Below are 17,538 nucleotides of genomic sequence, written 5' to 3'. Positions count from 1 at the left end.
GGTAGAAATTTCAACTAGTACGGCAGTCGGGTGCGACATCCTCGGCGTCACCCGGTGTTCTTGCGCACCACGCTGGTGCGCAACGACTTTCTCGGGTCAGCCCGGCAGGCTTGTCGCGGTCTCTGTCGCGGTGCGCGCGGCCCGCAGCGAAGCGTGCGTCGGCGCGTCCGGCACGTGCGCGGGCTTGCGCGCGGCGAACTCCTTGCGCAGCACCGGAACGACCTCCTCGCCGAGCAGATCCAGTTGCTCCAGCACGGTTTTCAGCGGCAGCCCGGCGTGGTCGATCAGGAACAGCTGACGCTGATAATCGCCGAAGTGCTCGCGGAAGGTCAGTGTCTTGTCGACGACCTGCTGCGGGCTGCCGACGGTGAGCGGGGTCTGTTCGGTGAACTCCTCCAGCGAGGGGCCGTGACCGTAGACCGGCGCGTTGTCGAAGTACGGGCGGAATTCGCGCACCGCGTCCTGCGAGTTCTTGCGCATGAACACCTGTCCGCCGAGACCGACGATGGCCTGGTCGGCGGCGCCGTGCCCGTAGTGCTCGTAGCGGCGGCGGTACAACTCGATCAGTCGCTGGAAGTGCTCCTTCGGCCAGAAGATGTTGTTGGCGAAGAAGCCGTCGCCGTAATAGGCGGCCTGTTCGGCGATCTCGGGGCTGCGGATGGATCCGTGCCAGACGAACGGCGGCACGTCGTCGAGCGGGCGCGGCGTCGAGGTGAACGACCGCAGCGGCGTGCGGAACTTGCCCTCCCAGTCCACCACGTCCTCGCGCCAGAGCCGGTGCAGCAGATGGTAGTTCTCGATGGCGAGCGCGATGCCGTCGCGAATGTCCTTGCCGAACCACGGATAGACGGGTCCGGTGTTGCCGCGGCCGAGCATCAGGTCGACGCGGCCGTCGGCCAGGTGCTGCAGCATCGCGAAGTCTTCGGCGATCTTGACCGGATCGTTGGTGGTGATCAGCGTGGTCGCGGTGGACAGCTGGATGCGGTCGGTGCGCCCGGCGAGATAGCCGAGCATGGTGGTCGGCGAGGACGGCACGAACGGCGGGTTGTGGTGCTCGCCCGTCGCGAACACGTCCAGGCCCACTTCCTCGGCCTTCTGCGCGATCGTCACCATCGCCTTGATCCGCTCGGCCTCGCTGGGCGTGCGGCCGTTCGTGGGATCCCCGGTGACGTCACCGACGGTGAAGATTCCGAACTGCACGAGGCCTCCTCGAGCTCATTTGGTTGACTTGGCAACCATAGCAACTCGGCTGGGGGTCCGCCTATTCCCCCTGCCGGACGAAGTCCGTCCATAGCCCGCGCATGGCCGGAGCGAATGCGGAGGTACGCATATTCCGACGTGACAGGGCTCACATCTCGGGACCCTGATCGCATCCAGGCCGAACCGCCGGTACCGGATACCATGCGCGGCATGGCAAAGCTCAAGGTCTCCGTCGACGTTCCGATCAGCCCGGAAGAGGCGTGGTCGCACACCTCCAACCTGTCCGAGCTGGACAAGTGGCTGACCATGCACGAGTCGTGGCGCGGCGAGGTGCCGGAAACGCTGACGGTGGGGACCGAGCTGGTCGGCGTCGCGTCGGTCAAAGGCATGCGCAACCGCGTGACGTGGAAGGTCAAGACCGCGGAGCCGCCGCGCAAGCTGGTGCTCAGCGGCGCGGGCAAGGGCGGCACCAAGTTCTCGCTGGGACTTCTGGTGGCCCCCAAGGGATCCGGGTCCGAGGTGACCGTCGACATCGAACTCGGCGGGGCGCCGCTGTTCGGTCCGATCGGCTCGGGCGTGGCGCGCGCGGTGAAGGGTGACATCGAGCGCTCGCTGGACAAGTTCGTCGCGCTCTACGCGTAGCAGGCGCGTCGAAAACGACTCGGGTCCATGGCACAGCGGCCATGGACCCGAATCGCTTGTCGGCGCGCGCTGCTCAGTGCACGAGCACCTTCGCGTCGGCGTCCTGGGTGTTCGCCGGTTTGGTCCGCGGCAGGAAGAACGCCGGGACAAGGGTCAGCACGATGAGGACCAGCGCGACGATGTAGGTGTCGCTGAACGCCTGCGCGGCCTGGTCCAGGCCGGTGGCGATGGCGTCCGGTCCGAGCTGCTGCGCGAGCGCGGGGTCGGAATTCGCGCCGATCGCGGGACCCGCCAGGGTCTGGTCCTTCAGCAGGTTGGTCAGCACCACCGACATCGTCGCGGTGCCGATCGAGCCCGCGGTCTGGTTGATGATGTTCATCAGCGTCGAACCGCGCGCCACCTGCTGGTGGGTCAGCGTCTGGATGGCGGCGGTCATGATCGGCATCATGGTGCAGCCCATGCCGAGACCCATCACGAGCAGCGCGACGCACATGATCACGTACGACGTGTCCGCCTCGAGCTGGGTGAAGAAGGCGGTGCCCGCCGCGAGCAGCACGATGCCGATCATCACGATCTTGCCCGGCCCGTATTTGTCGACGAACCGGCCTGCGATCGGCATGGTGAGCATCGCGCCGAGACCCTGCGGCGCGATCAGCAGACCCGCCGCGAGCGCCGACTCACCGCGCACCTGCTGCAGGTAGCTCGGCAGCAGCAGACCCGCGCCGAAGAACGCGATGGCGAACAGCACCATGGTCAGCACGGACGCGGTCAGCGCCTTGTTGCGGAACAGGTGCAGGTCGATGAGCGGATGCTTGGTGCGCAGCGCGTGGAAGACGAACGCCACCAACAGCACGAGGCCGATCGCGGCCGGAACGAGAACCTTCTTCGCGGTGACCGTGCCCGCCTCCGGAATCGTGGAGACGCCGTAGAGGAACAGCGCGAGACCCGGCGAGGCGAGCAGCATGCCGAGGAAGTCGAAGGACTCCGAGGGCTCCGGCTCGTCGGCCGGGAAGACGACGTAGGCCAGCACCAACGCGACGACGCCGATCGGCAGGTTGATCAGGAAGATCCAGTGCCAGCTGAACGCGTCGATCAGCCAGCCGCCCAGGATCGGGCCGCAGATCGGGCCGAGCAGCATCGGCACGCCGAGCACCGCCATCACGCGACCGACCCGCTGCGGGCCCGCCGCGTGGGTCATGATCGTCATGCCGAGCGGCATCAGCATGCCGCCGCCGATGCCCTGGATGACGCGGAAGGCGATCAGCGACTCGATATTCCACGCGGTACTGCACAGCAGCGAACCGAGCACGAAGAACGTCAGCGCCGCCATGTAGAGGCGTTTGGTGCCGAACCGGTCGGCCGCCCATCCGGTGAGCGGGATGACGGTCGCGAGCGCCAGGGTGTAGCCCGTCATCGTCCACGCGGCGATCGCGTAGCTGGTGCCGAACTCGATCTGGAAGGTCGGCAGCGCGACGGTCACGACGGTGATGTCGAGGATCGACATGATCGCGCCGAGCACGACCACGCCCGCCACCTTGAAGACGGCGGCGTCCAAGGTGTCCGAGGACGGATCCTGTCCCGCCGCCTGAATATCCGGAGGTTGTGTCACCGGTTAAGACTGTCACCTTCTCGCCCGAAGAACCAGCCGATTCTCACTCGCGTCGGCGAAGCGGATGATTCCGACCGGAAAGATGCTTGTCGTTCGCCCGCTACGCGAGTAGTGGTCCCGCCGGTTTTGACGTAGTCGCCTACGCATGGCGCGCGAGCCGCGTCGGCCGACACTTCTAATCGCACGCCCTTCCGGGCAGCGCGAAATCCAATCCATTCCATTCAGGGGCCCGACATGCCGCGCAGTCTTCGTTTCACCGATCCACCCAGCACTCCCGAACAGCTCGCGGCGGCGCCGCCGGATCGCGAGGCCGAGCCGACCGACGGTCTCGTCTTCGAGACGACCGTCGACGTCCCGGCCGACGGCGCCGAGATCGAGCAGTCCTCGGTCGTCGTCCGCGGCTTCGACGCGGGCGCCGCGACGGAGCAGCCCGCGACCGAGGTCCGGATCAGCTACCGGCCGAGCCGCATCGGCGCCCGCGCCATCCCGCCGTCGGTGCCCGCGGAGCGAGTCGATCCCCCCGACGCCGAGATCGTGGCGCGCGAAGAGCGGCGCCTGGAACGCGAACTCGACGGGAAGGTCGCGAGTCCCGAACAGCTCGCCGACCTGGAATCGGCCATCGCACGCGCCGCCGCCGAGTTGCCGCGCATCAGCACCGATGCCGGGGTACCCAAGCACTTGGCGGTGCGCTCGGTTCCCGAACCGATGCCCGAGGAGGTCCGCGCGACCCGCTTCCCCACCGCCCCGGCGAATCCCTCGCTCGACGCGCCACGGCCCACGACGGTCTTCCTTCCCGAGAACCGACAGGTGCTGTGGGACACGGCGTATCCGTGGGGCTGCAACGGCCGGGTGACCACCGGTAACGGTGCGGGTTCCGGCGTGATGGTCGGCCCTCGGCACCTGCTGACCGTTTCCCACGTGATGGTCTGGAACAACGACGGATCGGTGGGCTGGCTGGAGTTCGTGCCCGCCTTCTTCGATCGCGAGCCGGGGCCGTTCGGGAAGGCGCACGCGATCCGGACCTACTACCACCGCAAGGTCACCGGCGGCCTCGACGAGGACGAGCGGCGTCACGACTACGTCGTGGTGGTGCTGAACTGGCGGATCGGCGACCGGACCGGGTGGCTGGGGTCCAAGTCGTACACCGACGCGTGGGACGGCCAGACCTGGTGGAGCCACGTCGGCTATCCCGCCGACTTCGGTGGGCTGCGCCCGACCTGGCAGAGCAGCATTTCCCTCGACGGCCACAACGCGCATGCCGATTCGAACCAGGAGATGCACCACTGGGGCGATGTCGCGGTCGGCCAGTCCGGTGGCCCGTTCTTCGCCTGGTGGGACGGGGTTCCGCACGCCGTCGCGGTGCAGAGCTCGCACGACAGCGGACGCAACTACGCGAGCGGAGGCTCCTACATTCCCAACCTGATCAACCGTGCTCGTTCCGAATTTCCCTGACAATCCGTCCATTTCGCAACGAAGGGAGCCGCCGTGATCACCCCAGCGGCACGCCGCAACTGCATCATCCCGCCCTATGTCCTTGACATCTTGCTCCAGAGCCCGAATCCCGAAGTCCGCGGAGCCGCGATCGAAACCCTCGTCTCGGACACGCGCATGCGCACCGAGCGTCGCCTGACCGCCGCGATGCCCCTCGCCGCACCGCCGACCGACGCCGCCCGCACCGTCTTCGACTGCCGTTCGTCGCGCAACCTCGCCGCGGCACGCCAGGTCCGCGGCGAATCCGGCGCGGCGGTCGCCGACGAGTCGGTGAACCGAGCCTTCGACGGCCTCGGTACGACCCGCGCGTTCTTCGCCGAAGTCCTGCAACGCAAGTCGATCGACGACCGCGGCATGCAACTGCACGGCTACGTGCACTACGGCCGCCGATACAACAACGCGCTGTGGGATGGCAGCCGGATGATCTTCGGTGACGGCGACGGGCAGGTGTTCACCGATTTCACCAAGTCGCTCGATGTGATCGCCCACGAACTCGCGCACGGCGTCACGCAGTTCACCGCCGACCTCGTCTACGAGAGCCAGTCCGGTGCGCTCAACGAGTCGATGTCCGATGTGTTCGGCTCGTTGGTGAAGCAGTGGAACGCGAAACAGACCGCTGACAAAGCGGATTGGCTGATCGGCGCGGACATCTTCACCCCCGCGATCGGGGCCGACGCGTTGCGCTCGATGAAAGCGCCGGGGACGGCGTGGAACGAAGCGCTGTTCGGCAAAGATCCGCAGCCCGCCCACATGGACGACTACGCCGATCTGCCCATTTCCGAGGACGGCGACTGGGGTGGTGTGCACACCAACTCCGGTATTCCCAACAAGGCGTTCTATCTGGCCGCCGTCGAAATCGGCGGCTACGCGTGGGAGGCGCCGGGGCACATCTGGTACGAAGCGTTGCGCAACGCGCACAGCCGGACGGATTTCGCGGAATTCGCCGAGCTCACCGTCGCCGGGGCCGGTCGGGTGTGCGGCGCGGGCAGCCGGGAGCAGGACGCGGTGCGTTCCGCGTGGGCACAGGTCGGCGTCGACGTCGCGGGAAGAAGGGACGCCCGCGACGGCGCGGCGGCGAAACAGATCGCCGATCTGACGGCGCAGATCAAGTCGCTGGCCGACCAGGTCGAACTGATTTCCGCCGAGCGGCGCTAGAGCGGGCGTGGTGCCCATGAAAGTCACGCTGACGACATCGGGTGGGCAGCTCCCCGGACTGCCCACCCCTGCGACGATCGTCGATACCGCCACGCTCGCGGCGGCCGACGCCGATCGACTGGCGCGCGCGGTCGCGGCCGCGGTCGCCGCGGACGACACCGCGCTTCGGACGTTCCGCGCGCCCGACGCCACCAGCTACCGCCTGACCATCGAAACCCCCGACGGCACCGATGTTCTGGTCGGCTCCGACGGTGCGCTGAGCCCGGCGCTCGCCGAGTTGCTCGATGTGGTCGAGCAACTCGGCGCCACCTCCTGATCCGCGCGGCGCACACCAACCGACATCACCGGTCCCGCGCGGCACCACATCGGCTCGGCACACAGCCGACATCACCGGCTCCGCGCGGTCCTATCAGCTCGGCGCACGCCAGCCCACATCACTGGGTCTCCGCGGCGACCCGCCGAATCGCATACCAGCCGAGATCACCGGCCCCGCATGGCGACCTACCGACTCGGCGCGATCAACCGACATCACCGGCCCCGCGCGGCACCCCATCGGCCCGGCGAGCGCCAGCACACATCACCAGTCGCGCGCGGCGAGCAGCAGGTGGCGGCGTACCCGTTCGACATGGCGGCGGGGCGAACTTCCGGGGCGGCGGGCCAAGAAGGCGGTGTTGATCGGTGGGTCCTCCGGTTCGAGCAGCGCCGTGACCGCGCCCGAGGCGAGTTCGCGCGCGCACAGGTAGCGCGGCACCACGCTGACGCCCGCGCCCGCGACCACCCCGGCGAGCACCGCGCGCAGGTCGCCGACGATCAGCGCGGGCTCGGCCGTGAGGCGGGTGTCGAAGACGTGGCGCCAGTAGCGGCGCAGGATCGGCAGGTCGGCGGCATAGGAGAGCAGCGGTAGCCCGGCCAGCGCCGCGGGATCCCCGGCGCGCAGCCGCTCGGTGTCGATGCGCCGCGCCACGGCGGGGGCCGCGACGAGGACGAACTCCTCGTCGGCGAGTGGTTCGGCGAGCACCGTGCGGCCGCGCGGGCGGGTGGTCGCCACGACCAGGTCGTAGGTTCCGGCCCGGAGACCGGCGAGCAGGTCGTCGGTGAGGCCCGCGGTGAGCGTCAGCCGCACGCCGTCGGCCACCAGCGGCGCCAACGCGGGCACCACCCTGGCGGCCAGCAGTTCGGCGGGCCCGGCCAGCAGCACCGGCGGTTCGGGCAGCGCCGCCTCCGGCTCGGCGCCGCCCGCGATCGCTTCCAGCGCGTCCATCGGCCCCGCCAGCCGGGCGGCCAACTCGTGCGCCGCGGCCGTGGCCGCCACCCCGCGCGGCAGCCGATCGAACAGCGGACGACCCAGCCGCCGCTCGAGCATCTGCAATTGCGTGGTCACCGTCGGCTGCGACAGCCCGACCTGCGCGGCGCCCGCCGTGATCGACCCCGCGCGGTACACCGCGAGGAAGGTCCGCAGGTGCGCCAGATCCGCCACGCCATTGGTCCGCCGATCCGCCACGGCGAAAGTCTATTGCCACGCACCCCTCGTTAAGCTTCTGCTCCTATGGCTCTCAGCGCGACACTGCACACGTTCACCGTTCACTTGGCCGATATCGATCGCGGCGTCTACGAGGAGCTGGAGTTGCGGGTGGCGCGCCACCCTTCCGAATCGGCCGAGTTCATGCTGACGCGGCTGCTGGCCTACTGCCTCGAGTACGAGGAGGGCATCGCCTTCAGCGACGGCGGCGTGTCCTCCACCGACGAGCCCGCCGTGCTGGTGCGCGACCTCACCGGTCGCCTCACCAGCTGGATCGAGGTCGGCGCACCCGACGCGGAACGCGTGCACCGCGGCAGCAAATCGGCCGAACGCGTCGCCGTTTACACCCACCGCGACCCCGCCAAGGTGCTCGCCCAGCTCACCGGCAAGCGCATCCACCGCGCCGCCGACATCCCCCTCTACAGCTTCGACCGCTCCTTCGTCGACGCCGCCGTCCCGGCCATCGACCGCCGCAACACGGTCACGCTGTCCATCACCGAACGCCTGCTCTACCTCGACCTCAACGGAACCGTCCTGAGCACACCGGTCGAAGAGCACCGCCTCACCTGACCGCGGGGCACTCCGCACCAGCAGCCGGACGATGCACGCCGGGGGTCGGCCGTTCCGATCGAATCGACACCCGGTTTCCGCCGCTAGGGAAGAAGGGTTGGGCCGCAACCGATTCGGTATCCGTGCGCGGCTCGCCGTGTCCGATGGCGAGTCGAAAACGACGACGGCCCTCCGCGCGCTGGGCAGCGGAGGGCCGTGAGAGAGGGACGGTTACCTGCACACACCGTCGAAGGCGGTGCCCTCGCGGGTGACGACGCCGTCCAGGATCGAGCACGCCGTGCCGTCCGCGACGGGCACCCGAACGACCGCCAGCGTGCGCGGATCCACGCACGGCGCCTTCGGCGAACGGAAGCCCGCGGCCGCCAGGCTCGAGTTCAGCTGGTAGCCCGCGGACTCGCAGGCCTCCTTCGCCGCCTGCAAGTAGGCGTCGGTGGCGGGGTCCGCGGAGGCGTACCCGGCCCCCGTCACCGGGAGCACGGCGGCGATGACGGCTCCGGCGAAGAAGGTGATCCGGCGGTGTGCGAGTTTTGTCATGGCCGAGATCTTATGGGCTGAACCCGGTTTCAAGAATAATTCGGGCTGCGAATTCGCAGACCGAGTCCTGCAGAGCGGGACGGCCGAGCGTTCGGCCGGGTTCAGACCTGCGAGTTCCAGGGCGAGTACCTTGGTCAACGCGCCGAGCCCGGCTTTGGCCGCGCAGTACGGCGCCGCGCCGACCAGCGGCGCGTGCTCGTGCACGCTGGTGATGTTGATGATGCGGCCGCCGTGCCCTCGGCGTCGGTGTGGAAAGTGATGCCCACGTCGGCGCCGCCACCGGCAAGCGCGACGGCCACCGCCGCGCCGATACCGGAGTCCGACCCGGTCACCACGGCGCGCAGCGGCGCGCCCGCACGTTCTTCGGGAAGCGGAGCTGTAGTAGCCATGCTCGCCGCATACCCGACCGCCCTGCCGCCACACTCCGATCACGAGACGACGGGTCGACGGCCTTCTTCGGCGACGAAACCGGGCGTGGCCTGCTTCGATCAGCCGAATCGGTAGGGCGTCAGGTACTCGGGCACGATGACCTCCGTCTCCGGGCTCGCCGCGCGCACGGCGGCGATCAGCGAGTCGCGGCGCTGCGCGCTCTTTTCGTCGGTGCGCGGCGGGTTGGCCAGCGGGGATTCGAAATCGTCCCAGTGCACGGGGACCACCGTGCGGGGGTAGTCCAGCGCGCGGGTCAGCCGCGCGGCGTAGTCGTGCGTGGCGTCGCTCGAGTTCACCGCGATCATGGCGACGTCGGGCGTGGCGCCGGTCAGGTTGCGTTCGACGAAATCGCTTGCGCCCATGAAGAACACCGAGGGCCCGCCGTCGACGCGCAGCAGGAACGCCAGCGTGTCACCCTCTGGCAGATCGGCGATGGTCGCGGGGCGCTCGGGACGGCTGGTCCGCACGCCGGGGAAGGTGACCGAATACCGGCCGGTCCGGCTGTGCAGCGAACCGACGATCTCCACGGTGTAGCCGCCGAAATCGAGCACCTCGCCGCCGCGCACCACGCTCAGCTGCTCGGACGGCACGTCACATGCCTGTGCCACGTGATAGGTCGTCAAGGTGCCGAAGACCCGTGCGCCGCTGCGCGCGGCGATGTGCGGCACGTCGTTGAAGTGATCCCAGTGGGTGTGCGTGACGAAGACGTACTTCGGGTTGCCGACGTGCGGGTCTATCGCGGCGGGATCGACTCGCAGCGGCGCGTTCGGGTCGAAGGCGCCCGCGGCGAGACCGACCGGGTACCTGCTCAGGTACGGGTCGATGAGCAGCGTGTCGCCGCCGATGTCGACGCGCCAGCCGGAGACGCCGAGCCAGCGGAATTCCGCGTTTCCCGCGCCGGGCAGGCGAACCGGTGCGCCGGAATCGCGGCCCGCGAGGAACGCGCCCGCGCCCGCCGCGCCGGCGGCCGCGACCCCGGCGCCCGCGGCGGCGGTACGAAACATGGTGCGGCGGTTGATCCGTGGAGATGTCATGGCGACGAGACAAGCAGGCCGTCGCGGGTCTCGTCCAAGATCGAAAACGTGCCGTGCCGATATGTGATCGAATATCAGACCTGGTCGGAGCTATCGCGGAGGGCATCGACGGCGAGCCGCGCCGACCGCGCCATGGCCAAGTCGACGTCGATGCGGCGGGTGGCGAGCTCGTCGCTGCGCGCGAACACCGCCACCGCGTAGCGCCCGCCGTCGGGGTACTCCAGGACGCCCGCCTCCATGTGCAGTCCGGGCAGCGTGCCGGTCTTCGAGGCGACAAGCACCTCGTCCGGGAACGCGGCAGCCAGCCGGGTCCAGAACATTTGACGCCGCAACAGATCTCGGGTCGCGGCGCAGGCCGCCGGACTGCCCGCCTCGTCGCGCCAGATCATGCCGAGCAACCGGGTGATCTCCCGCGCGGTGCTGGAGGTGGTGTGCTCGGGCCGGAAGACCCGCATGTCCGCCACCCGCTCCCTTGGCAGGCTCGGGAAGATCGCGGCGAATTCGGCGGCGGTGCGCGCGCCCACGTCGGCGAACATCGTCTCCAGCAACTGGCGCGGTCCGCCGATCACCCTGGTGGCGCCCAACCCCAACTCGGCGGCGAGCAGCGCGGGCGTGTCCGGTCCGATCCTGCGCAGCAGCAGATCCGCGGCCGTGTTGTCGCTGACCGACATGGTGAAGTACGCGAGATCGCGCAGCGACATCTCCACGTCGTCGGCGCAGCCCGCGGTGCCCCAGCCGCCGAGCCGGTCCACCGCGCGCACCAGCACGCGTTCGGTCGGGTCGAGCTGGCCGGCGTCGACCTGCCTGCTGAACTCCAGGATCAGCAGGATCTTGAAGATCGAGGCGATCACGACTTGATCGTCGGCGTCGACGCCGATCTCGCGCCCGTCGGCCAGGTCGACGGCGTGGAACCGGCCGCGCACGGGCAGCTCGGCGAAGATCTCGCGGATGCGTTCCTCGGGTGACACAACGGCCAACGCTAACCGGCCCGCGCCGGAGCGGCCGATATCCGATCGCCTATCGTCGGCCGATGGACCTCGCCCGGCACTTGCGCCACTTTCTGGTGGTGGCCGAGGAGATGCATTTCGGCAGGGCGGCCGAGGTGCTCGGCATCGCGCAGCCGCCGCTGAGCCAGTCCATTCAGCGGCTGGAACGCGAGCTCGGCGTCGCGCTGTTCGATCGCTCACGGCGGGCGGTGCAGCTGACGACCGCGGGTCAGCTGCTGATCGAGGAGGCCCGCGCATTGCTCGCCGCGGAACAGCGATTGCGCACGGTGGCGCGCAAGGCGGCTGACGGCAGTCTCGGAACGCTGCGCGCGGGCGTCCCACCCGACACGCCCGCCGCGGTGCTGCACCGCCTGCTTCGCGAACTCGCCGCGCAGGCCGCCGGACTCACCGTGGACCTGCACGAACTCACCACCGCCGAACAGCTCCGTCTGCTCGCCACCGCGGAACTCGACGTCGGATTGGTGGAGCATCCGGTCGACGCGCCCGACCTGCGCTGCGGGCCGACCGCCGAGCTCCCCCTCGGCGTCGCGCTCCCCCGCACCTCGCCGCTGGCCCGCCTGCGCGAGGTGAGCCTCGCCGACCTCGCCGGACACGAGCTGATCCTCTTCCCGCGGGCCACCGCTCCGGGCTGGCACGACGAATTGCTGTCGGTGTGTCACACGCACGGATTCGTTCCGGGACCGGTGCGGCACGCCCGGAATCCCGAATTCCTGCTCGGACTTGTGCTTTCCGGCAACGGTGTCGCCCTCACCAGGGAGGCGCTGGCCCGCCGCGAGCCGAGGGTGGCCTGGCGTCCGCTCGTCGACCGGCCGCTGCGGCTGCGCGTCGGCGCCGTGTGGCCCGAGACCGCGCCGCACCCCGCCGCACCGCGCTTCGCGCAGGTCGCCGCCGATGTTCTGCGCGATGGCGCCGGGCCGGTTCCGCTGCCCGCGCCGGAGACGCCGACCGGACCGTGGTCGGTGGTCTACACCGTCCACCCGGCGCAGCGCGGCGACCGCGATCCGGCCGCACGGCCTTGATAATCGCGATACCCGGAAAGCGTTTTCCGAGTGGAGATTTCGCAAAACCGCCCGTTTCGCACGGTGGGACGCGAGAATGAGTACGGCCGAGCACCGGCCTCTTGGGGACGCATCGGCTGTCTTGCCCGAACGAAACACGTAGGGAAACACGATGAGAGTCAATCAATTCGCCGCTTCCGCCCTGCTCGCGATCGGGGCCATCGGCATCTCCGCGGGCGCCGTCAACGCCCAGCCGACCGATCCCGCCGCCGAGGTGTCCGTGCGCGGCGTCGACCAGGGCATCGGCTACACCGCAGGGCCGACCTCGGACGGCAGCGGCATCGTCACCACCGTCGAGGGCGGCGCGTTCACCCTCGCCGGTGACGCGCGGACGGTCACCCTCGCCAACGCCTCGGGCCGCATCGTCGCGACCCTGCCGATGGGCTTCACCGCCCACGGCCAGACCTTCGGCCTGACACCCCGCATCACCGACGCGGGCCGGACCCTCACCCTCACGCCGGCCGGCGCCCCGGCCGCGACCACACAGCACCTGCGCCAGCTCGTCGACTACGACGAGACCGTCGCGCGCAAGCAGCACAACGCCGTGGTCGGCGCGCTGATCGGCGCGGGCATCGGCGCGGTGCTCGGCTTCTTCCTCGGCGGTGTCGGCGCGCTGGTCACCGTCCCGATCGGCGCGGGCATCGGCGCACTGATCGGTTTCTCCACGCCCTGACGAAGATTCGCCGAGTGCCGTCACCGGACCCCGGTGGCGGCACTCGGCGGCTCTGGACCGATCTCGGTTTCCTCGCATACTGGATTGCGACGGCGCTCGGCGCGCTGAGTGTCGGCACCGATCCTTTTCTGCGTCAATGGAACTAGTCTTTCTCGGGCTCGACCTCGCGGCCATCGGCATCGGTCTCGCGAGCCTGATCGTCGCCATGACCACGATGATGGTCACTTCCACGGAACGCGGCCGAGCCCCCGATGCTGGATGATCGCTACCGCCCGTTCCGAGTGGGTACACTTCCGTGATCGCGATGGTTCCCGCTGATCACGACCGGTTCGACGCTCACCTCTCCGTCGCTATGTTGGGTCCGAATTCTACTCGGGCGCAACAATCTTCGATCCGTACCCGCAGGTCGCGCCGAGAAACGCGGACGGCCGCACCCTTGTGAAATCACACAGCGGAGCGTCCGTTCCACTGTGAGAATCACCAAGTTCGGTGTGTCGTTGTCCTCGATACGATCTTGGTTGCGATATGTTCGCCGCGGATAGTGGCCGTCGCCTGCGGCCTCGGGCAGCCACGGAGACGAAGGAGGTGCGCCAAGCCTCGCACGACCATCCGCCGCGAGGGGCGGTGGCGTGCACGCGTCTCCAGCGACCCATTCCATTCGACCGCGGTGCACGCGGTGACCGAAGTCGCTCCACTGCGTCGTTCCCACCCTGCCAAATACGTCACCGATGTCCGCCGCGGCCCCTCATCCCACGGTCGTCCATCGGCGATACCCCGATGCCCGAAAGAAAGACCGTGTCCAGAGTCACGACTCGAATATTGATCCTCGTCTCGAGCATCCTGTCGCTAGGCGTCCTGTGCGCCCCGGCGCAGGCCGAACCCCTTTATCCCGAACCCGATCCGGATCCGTTCTACAGCGCGCCCGCCGATCTCGCCGCGCTGCGGCCCGGTGACGTCGTCCGGACCCGCAAGATCGACACCGGCCTCTACGTAGGCACCGAGGGCTGGCAGGTGGCTTTCCGCTCCACCAACTCCGGCGGCAACCCCATCATGGGCATCACCACCGTCCTGCTCCCCATCGGAGTGCGCAATCCACCCCTGGTCTCCTACCAGGCACTGATCAATTCGCTTGGCTCCCGGTGCAATCCGTCGCGCTCGCTGTTCAACGGCGAACTCCAGGACGGCCCCGGCGCGATACTGCCGATCGGCCGCGGCTGGGCCGTCTCCCTTCCGGACTACCTCGGCCCGACCGTCGCCTACGGCGCGGCCAAGCTCAGCGGCATGATCACGCTGGACAGCGTGAAGGCGGTGCAGAAGGTCACCGAACTCGGTCTCGGCACTTCGCCGGTCGCGATCGCGGGCTACTCGGGCGGCGGCATGGCCACCGCGTGGGCGGCCGCCCTCCAGCCGACCTACGCGCCCGACCTGAAGCTGACCGCCGCGGTCGCAGGCGGCATCCCCGCCGATCTCGAGCAGATGGCGCTCGGCCTCGGCTTCGAACCGCACCCCGGCTTCGGCCTCGCCTTCGCCGCGGCGATGGGCCTGGAACGGGAGTACCCGGACCGGCTGCCGATCTCGGATCAGCTCAACCCGAACGGCCTGTGGTTCCGCGAGTTCACCCACGACGCCTGCCGCCGCTTCCTGCTCTTCCACGGCGCCTTCCGCAGCGCCGAGCAGATGGCCGCGTCCAAGAGCCTGATGGACAGCCCCGAGGCCCGAGAAGTGCTGTACGAGAACAGCTTGCGCCACTTCGAAGGCGTGCCGACCGTGCCGACCTACCTGTGGCAGGGCCGCTACGACACGCTGACGCCGTTCGATTCGGTCGCCGAGGTCGCCGATCGCTACTGCAAGGCGGGCGCCCCTGTGCAACTGGTGCCCTACGACATCGCCGAGCACATGACCGCGGCCGCCGCCGGATTCGCCGACGCGTGGAACTACGTCGAGGCGCGCTTCCGCGGTGATCCGGTGCCGACCAGCTGCTGACTTCGGCATCACCCAGAAGGGGACGCCTGCCATTCGGCCGGGCGTCCCTTTCGTAGTTTCCGGCCGGGGCGATCGGACTGCCTCCCAACCGGTCCCGGTGCGTCGCCGACAGGTCAGAGCGAACCGCCGCCGCCGATCATCCACGGGTTGAACGCGCAGGTCAGCTCGATCGACGCCTGCGGATCCAGGGCGCGCAGCGCGATGGCCGCGGCGCGCGGCGAGTACATGAGCGTCAGGTGATCGGACATGTCCTGCTCGCAGCCGTCCTGCAGGGTGATGTTCTGCACGGGGGCCTCCGGACCGGGCCGCAGGAAGGTCCATTCGAACGGGTTCGAAATCTGATCGTGCCTGGTGCCGACCGCGGTGTACTCGATGCCGGGCACGGTGTCGCCGTCCCGGTTCAGGTTGGCGTAGAACTCCGAGCCGACGACCTGCTGGATGTTGGCCTGGCCGATCAGCGGCCGGTAGAAGCCGAGGATGTTCAGCCCCAGGTTGGTCATCAACCGTCCCAGCGTCGCCATGCCCATCAGCGAGGTGCCGTGGTTGGTGCCGCCGAAGGAGATGAGCTTGCCCACCTTCTCCGCGCCGCCCTCGAACTTCAGGTACTGGCTGGAGACCGGCCCGCCCTGCGAATGGGCGACGATGTCGACCTTCTCGGCGCCGGTGGCGGCCAAGATCGTGTCGACGTAGTCGCGCAGCTGACGCGCCGAATCCTCCATCGGGCCAACGCCGTAGCGGCCGGGCAGCAACGGTCCGAGACCGCCGCCCTCGAACAGGCTGGAGCGACCGAAGTTGAAGGTGAAGACGCAGTACCCTTCGCGCGCGATCCGCGGCGACAGGTAGGCGAAGGTGTCGTAGGCGTTGAGCCAGGTGCCGTGCACCAGCACGACGGGCCGCGGATGTTCGGCGCTGGGACGACAATCCGGCTTGTTCGCACCCGCGGGCGCGGCGTCGGGGTGCGACAACCCGTTGACGAAGGCCGCGAGGAACGCCGACACCTCGGGCCCCTCGCCGATCACCCGGGAAGCGTGGCTGCGCGCGGCCGAACCCGAGCCGCTGCCGGTGTCCACGATCGGCTGCGGTCGCCTGCCATCCGGCGCTGGCCGCAGCCCGGCACCGATCAGATCCGCGAGCTGCTGCTCGACCGACACGCTCGCGCTGGGCTCGGGTGCGGCCGCCGCGGGGCCGATGGCATGTGTGGCGCCGAGCACTGTCACACCGACGACGACTGCCGCCGTGAAGACACCCCGCAGTCGAGCTATAGGTCTGTGTCTGGATCGGGCGAGAGAGACGACCCGCATGAATCACGCTCCAAAACTAGCGGTGAAAGTTTTCCGATCGACCGTAAGGCCGATAAACTAGCAGCGCAAGTTTTTGTCTCCTGCGACAATGCTGCGACAGGACAAGGAGGCAAACCGTGGCCCGACCCCGCCACCCGTTGCTCACCCGAGCGCGCATCGTGGCCACCGCATTGGCACTGCTCGACGCCGAGGGCATGGCGGCGGTGTCCACCAGGCGCATCGCCGCCGAGCTCGGCGTCCAAGGACCGTCGCTGTACAACCACGTAGGCACCAAGGACGAACTCATCGACGCCATCGCCGACACGGTGCTCGGCGAAGTCGACACCGGCATGTTCGCCGCGCTCGGTCCGGAGAACCCGGATTGGCGTACGGCGCTGTGGGATTGGGCCTACTCCTACCGCGCCGCCATGGCCGCCCATCCGCACATCGTCCCCGCGCTGGCGGGCGGGCCAGGCCATCGCCCCAACGCGCTGCGGATCGCCGACGCGGTGTTCGGCGGCCTGGTGGCGGCGGGCTGGCCGCGCCGCGAGGCGACCACGGTCGGCGCGCTGATGCGCTACTTCATCACCGGCTCCGCGCTCGCGTCGTTCGCCGCGGGGTTCCCGGCCGACGCGACGGTGTACGGCGGCGACTACCCGCACCTCAGCGAGGCCCATCTGCTCGCCGATCGGCAACACCGCATCGATGAGGACGCCTTCGAGGTCGGGCTGCGGGCGCTGCTGGACGGACTCGACGACCGCTATCGAGCGGTCCGCGCCGCGCTGCCCGATCGCCGCTGATTCGCTGCCCGCCCGCCGGCGACCGTTCCCACGACGCGGAACGAGCCCGAATTGTCCGGATAGGGTGGAGTGGTGAACGTAGAGGTAACGCCCTTGCCGGGTATTGGTGTCCGCAAAGACTTTCCATTGAAGAACAACCGACGGGTCGGCGTAATCGACCACCGCGACGGCACCGTGGACCTGATCGTCAGCAAGCCCGACAACCCCGACGTCACCGACCAGATCTCGCTCACCCGGCGCGAAGCGTCGCTGCTCGCCAACTTGCTCGGCGCACCGCAGGTGGTCGCCCAGTTGCAGGAGGAGCACCGCGAATTCGACGGGGTGACCACCCGGCAGCTCACCGTTCCCGCAGGCTCCCCCTACGCGGGCAGGCCGCTCGGCGACACCGGAATGCGCACCCGCACCAAGACGTCCATCGTCGCGGTCGTGCGCGACGGACACGTGATCGCCTCGCCGGGACCGGAATTCGTGTTCGACGCCCTCGACGTCCTGATCGTCGTCGGCACCGCGGACGGCCTAGCGGCCGCCACCGTCATCCTGACGGACGGCTGAGG

General features: G+C 69.2%; 19 protein-coding genes. 11 read left to right on the top strand and 8 right to left on the bottom strand.

Annotation, left to right across the window (positions count from 1 at the left end):
• Positions 1-96 precede the first annotated feature (96 nt).
• Complete coding sequence (locus tag CRP45_RS00485) at positions 97-1,200, bottom strand: LLM class flavin-dependent oxidoreductase (protein ID WP_097243328.1); 1,104 nt, start codon at positions 1,198-1,200, stop codon at positions 97-99.
• A 210-nt stretch (positions 1,201-1,410) separates the two neighbouring features.
• Between CRP45_RS00485 and CRP45_RS00480 the strand changes: the two genes are divergently transcribed.
• The gene (locus CRP45_RS00480; protein WP_067779423.1) at positions 1,411-1,842 is read left to right on the top strand and encodes a type II toxin-antitoxin system Rv0910 family toxin; all 432 of its coding nucleotides are present in this window, start codon (positions 1,411-1,413) and stop codon (positions 1,840-1,842) included.
• 73 nt (positions 1,843-1,915) lie between these two features.
• On the opposite strand, the gene CRP45_RS00475 is transcribed toward CRP45_RS00480, so the two are convergent.
• Complete coding sequence (locus tag CRP45_RS00475) at positions 1,916-3,451, bottom strand: DHA2 family efflux MFS transporter permease subunit (protein ID WP_097243327.1); 1,536 nt, start codon at positions 3,449-3,451, stop codon at positions 1,916-1,918.
• A 234-nt stretch (positions 3,452-3,685) separates the two neighbouring features.
• On the opposite strand from CRP45_RS00475, the gene CRP45_RS00470 reads away from it, so the two are divergent.
• Genes CRP45_RS00470 through CRP45_RS00460 form a run of 3 tightly spaced genes read left to right on the top strand, consistent with a single transcriptional unit; the run spans position 3,686 to position 6,413 of the window.
• A complete protein-coding gene (locus CRP45_RS00470; RefSeq protein ID WP_097243326.1) occupies positions 3,686-4,903 on the top strand; it encodes a trypsin-like serine peptidase in 1,218 nt (405 codons plus the stop codon).
• 33 nt (positions 4,904-4,936) lie between these two features.
• A complete protein-coding gene (locus CRP45_RS00465; protein WP_281256150.1) occupies positions 4,937-6,097 on the top strand; it encodes a M4 family metallopeptidase in 1,161 nt (386 codons plus the stop codon).
• Between the two features lie 16 nt (positions 6,098-6,113).
• Positions 6,114-6,413, top strand: coding sequence for a protealysin inhibitor emfourin (locus CRP45_RS00460; RefSeq protein WP_179830718.1), 300 nt, complete (start codon positions 6,114-6,116; stop codon positions 6,411-6,413).
• 261 nt (positions 6,414-6,674) lie between these two features.
• Here CRP45_RS00460 and CRP45_RS00455 read toward each other — a convergent pair whose 3' ends face one another.
• The gene (locus CRP45_RS00455) at positions 6,675-7,598 is read right to left on the bottom strand and encodes a LysR family transcriptional regulator (protein WP_097243324.1); all 924 of its coding nucleotides are present in this window, start codon (positions 7,596-7,598) and stop codon (positions 6,675-6,677) included.
• A gap of 45 nt (positions 7,599-7,643) precedes the next feature.
• On the opposite strand from CRP45_RS00455, the gene CRP45_RS00450 reads away from it, so the two are divergent.
• Positions 7,644-8,186 carry a YaeQ family protein gene (locus tag CRP45_RS00450; RefSeq protein ID WP_097243323.1) on the top strand — a complete coding sequence of 181 codons (543 nt, stop codon included), beginning with the start codon at positions 7,644-7,646 and terminating at the stop codon, positions 8,184-8,186.
• A gap of 210 nt (positions 8,187-8,396) precedes the next feature.
• On the opposite strand, the gene CRP45_RS35040 is transcribed toward CRP45_RS00450, so the two are convergent.
• From CRP45_RS35040 to CRP45_RS00435, 4 genes are all read right to left on the bottom strand, one after another.
• Positions 8,397-8,924 (bottom strand): SDR family oxidoreductase, encoded by a 528-nt coding sequence (locus tag CRP45_RS35040; protein ID WP_342746958.1) that lies wholly within the window; start codon positions 8,922-8,924, stop codon positions 8,397-8,399.
• On the bottom strand, positions 8,855-9,109 hold the full coding sequence (locus CRP45_RS00445) for a hypothetical protein (RefSeq protein WP_342747001.1): 255 nt from the start codon (positions 9,107-9,109) through the stop codon (positions 8,855-8,857). The genes CRP45_RS35040 and CRP45_RS00445 overlap by 70 nt, the downstream gene beginning before the upstream one ends.
• 99 nt (positions 9,110-9,208) lie before the next feature.
• Positions 9,209-10,183, bottom strand: coding sequence for an MBL fold metallo-hydrolase (locus CRP45_RS00440; protein WP_097243322.1), 975 nt, complete (start codon positions 10,181-10,183; stop codon positions 9,209-9,211).
• Between the two features lie 74 nt (positions 10,184-10,257).
• A complete protein-coding gene (locus CRP45_RS00435) occupies positions 10,258-11,151 on the bottom strand; it encodes a serine hydrolase (RefSeq protein WP_097243321.1) in 894 nt (297 codons plus the stop codon).
• Positions 11,152-11,213: 62 nt separating this feature from the next.
• Here CRP45_RS00435 and CRP45_RS00430 point away from each other — a divergent pair, with 62 nt between their 5' ends.
• From CRP45_RS00430 to CRP45_RS00420, 4 genes are all read left to right on the top strand, one after another.
• The gene (locus tag CRP45_RS00430; RefSeq protein WP_097243320.1) at positions 11,214-12,209 is read left to right on the top strand and encodes a LysR family transcriptional regulator; all 996 of its coding nucleotides are present in this window, start codon (positions 11,214-11,216) and stop codon (positions 12,207-12,209) included.
• A gap of 151 nt (positions 12,210-12,360) precedes the next feature.
• Positions 12,361-12,921 carry a DUF8020 domain-containing protein gene (locus tag CRP45_RS00425; protein WP_097243319.1) on the top strand — a complete coding sequence of 187 codons (561 nt, stop codon included), beginning with the start codon at positions 12,361-12,363 and terminating at the stop codon, positions 12,919-12,921.
• Positions 12,922-13,057: 136 nt separating this feature from the next.
• Positions 13,058-13,183, top strand: coding sequence for a hypothetical protein (locus CRP45_RS34875; protein WP_281256149.1), 126 nt, complete (start codon positions 13,058-13,060; stop codon positions 13,181-13,183).
• A gap of 533 nt (positions 13,184-13,716) precedes the next feature.
• A complete protein-coding gene (locus tag CRP45_RS00420) occupies positions 13,717-14,904 on the top strand; it encodes a lipase family protein (RefSeq protein WP_245909781.1) in 1,188 nt (395 codons plus the stop codon).
• 113 nt (positions 14,905-15,017) lie between these two features.
• Here CRP45_RS00420 and CRP45_RS00415 read toward each other — a convergent pair whose 3' ends face one another.
• A complete protein-coding gene (locus CRP45_RS00415) occupies positions 15,018-16,121 on the bottom strand; it encodes an esterase/lipase family protein (RefSeq protein WP_245909780.1) in 1,104 nt (367 codons plus the stop codon).
• A 200-nt stretch (positions 16,122-16,321) separates the two neighbouring features.
• Here CRP45_RS00415 and CRP45_RS00410 point away from each other — a divergent pair, with 200 nt between their 5' ends.
• Complete coding sequence (locus CRP45_RS00410; RefSeq protein ID WP_097243317.1) at positions 16,322-16,984, top strand: TetR/AcrR family transcriptional regulator; 663 nt, start codon at positions 16,322-16,324, stop codon at positions 16,982-16,984.
• A 72-nt stretch (positions 16,985-17,056) separates the two neighbouring features.
• Complete coding sequence (locus CRP45_RS00405) at positions 17,057-17,536, top strand: cation:proton antiporter regulatory subunit (RefSeq protein WP_097244462.1); 480 nt, start codon at positions 17,057-17,059, stop codon at positions 17,534-17,536.
• Positions 17,537-17,538 lie beyond the last annotated feature (2 nt).

The sequence above is a fragment of the Nocardia amikacinitolerans genome, assembly GCF_900215415.1.
Taxonomy (GTDB): domain Bacteria; phylum Actinomycetota; class Actinomycetes; order Mycobacteriales; family Mycobacteriaceae; genus Nocardia; species Nocardia amikacinitolerans.
This window is presented reverse-complemented; position numbering and strand designations above follow the sequence as displayed.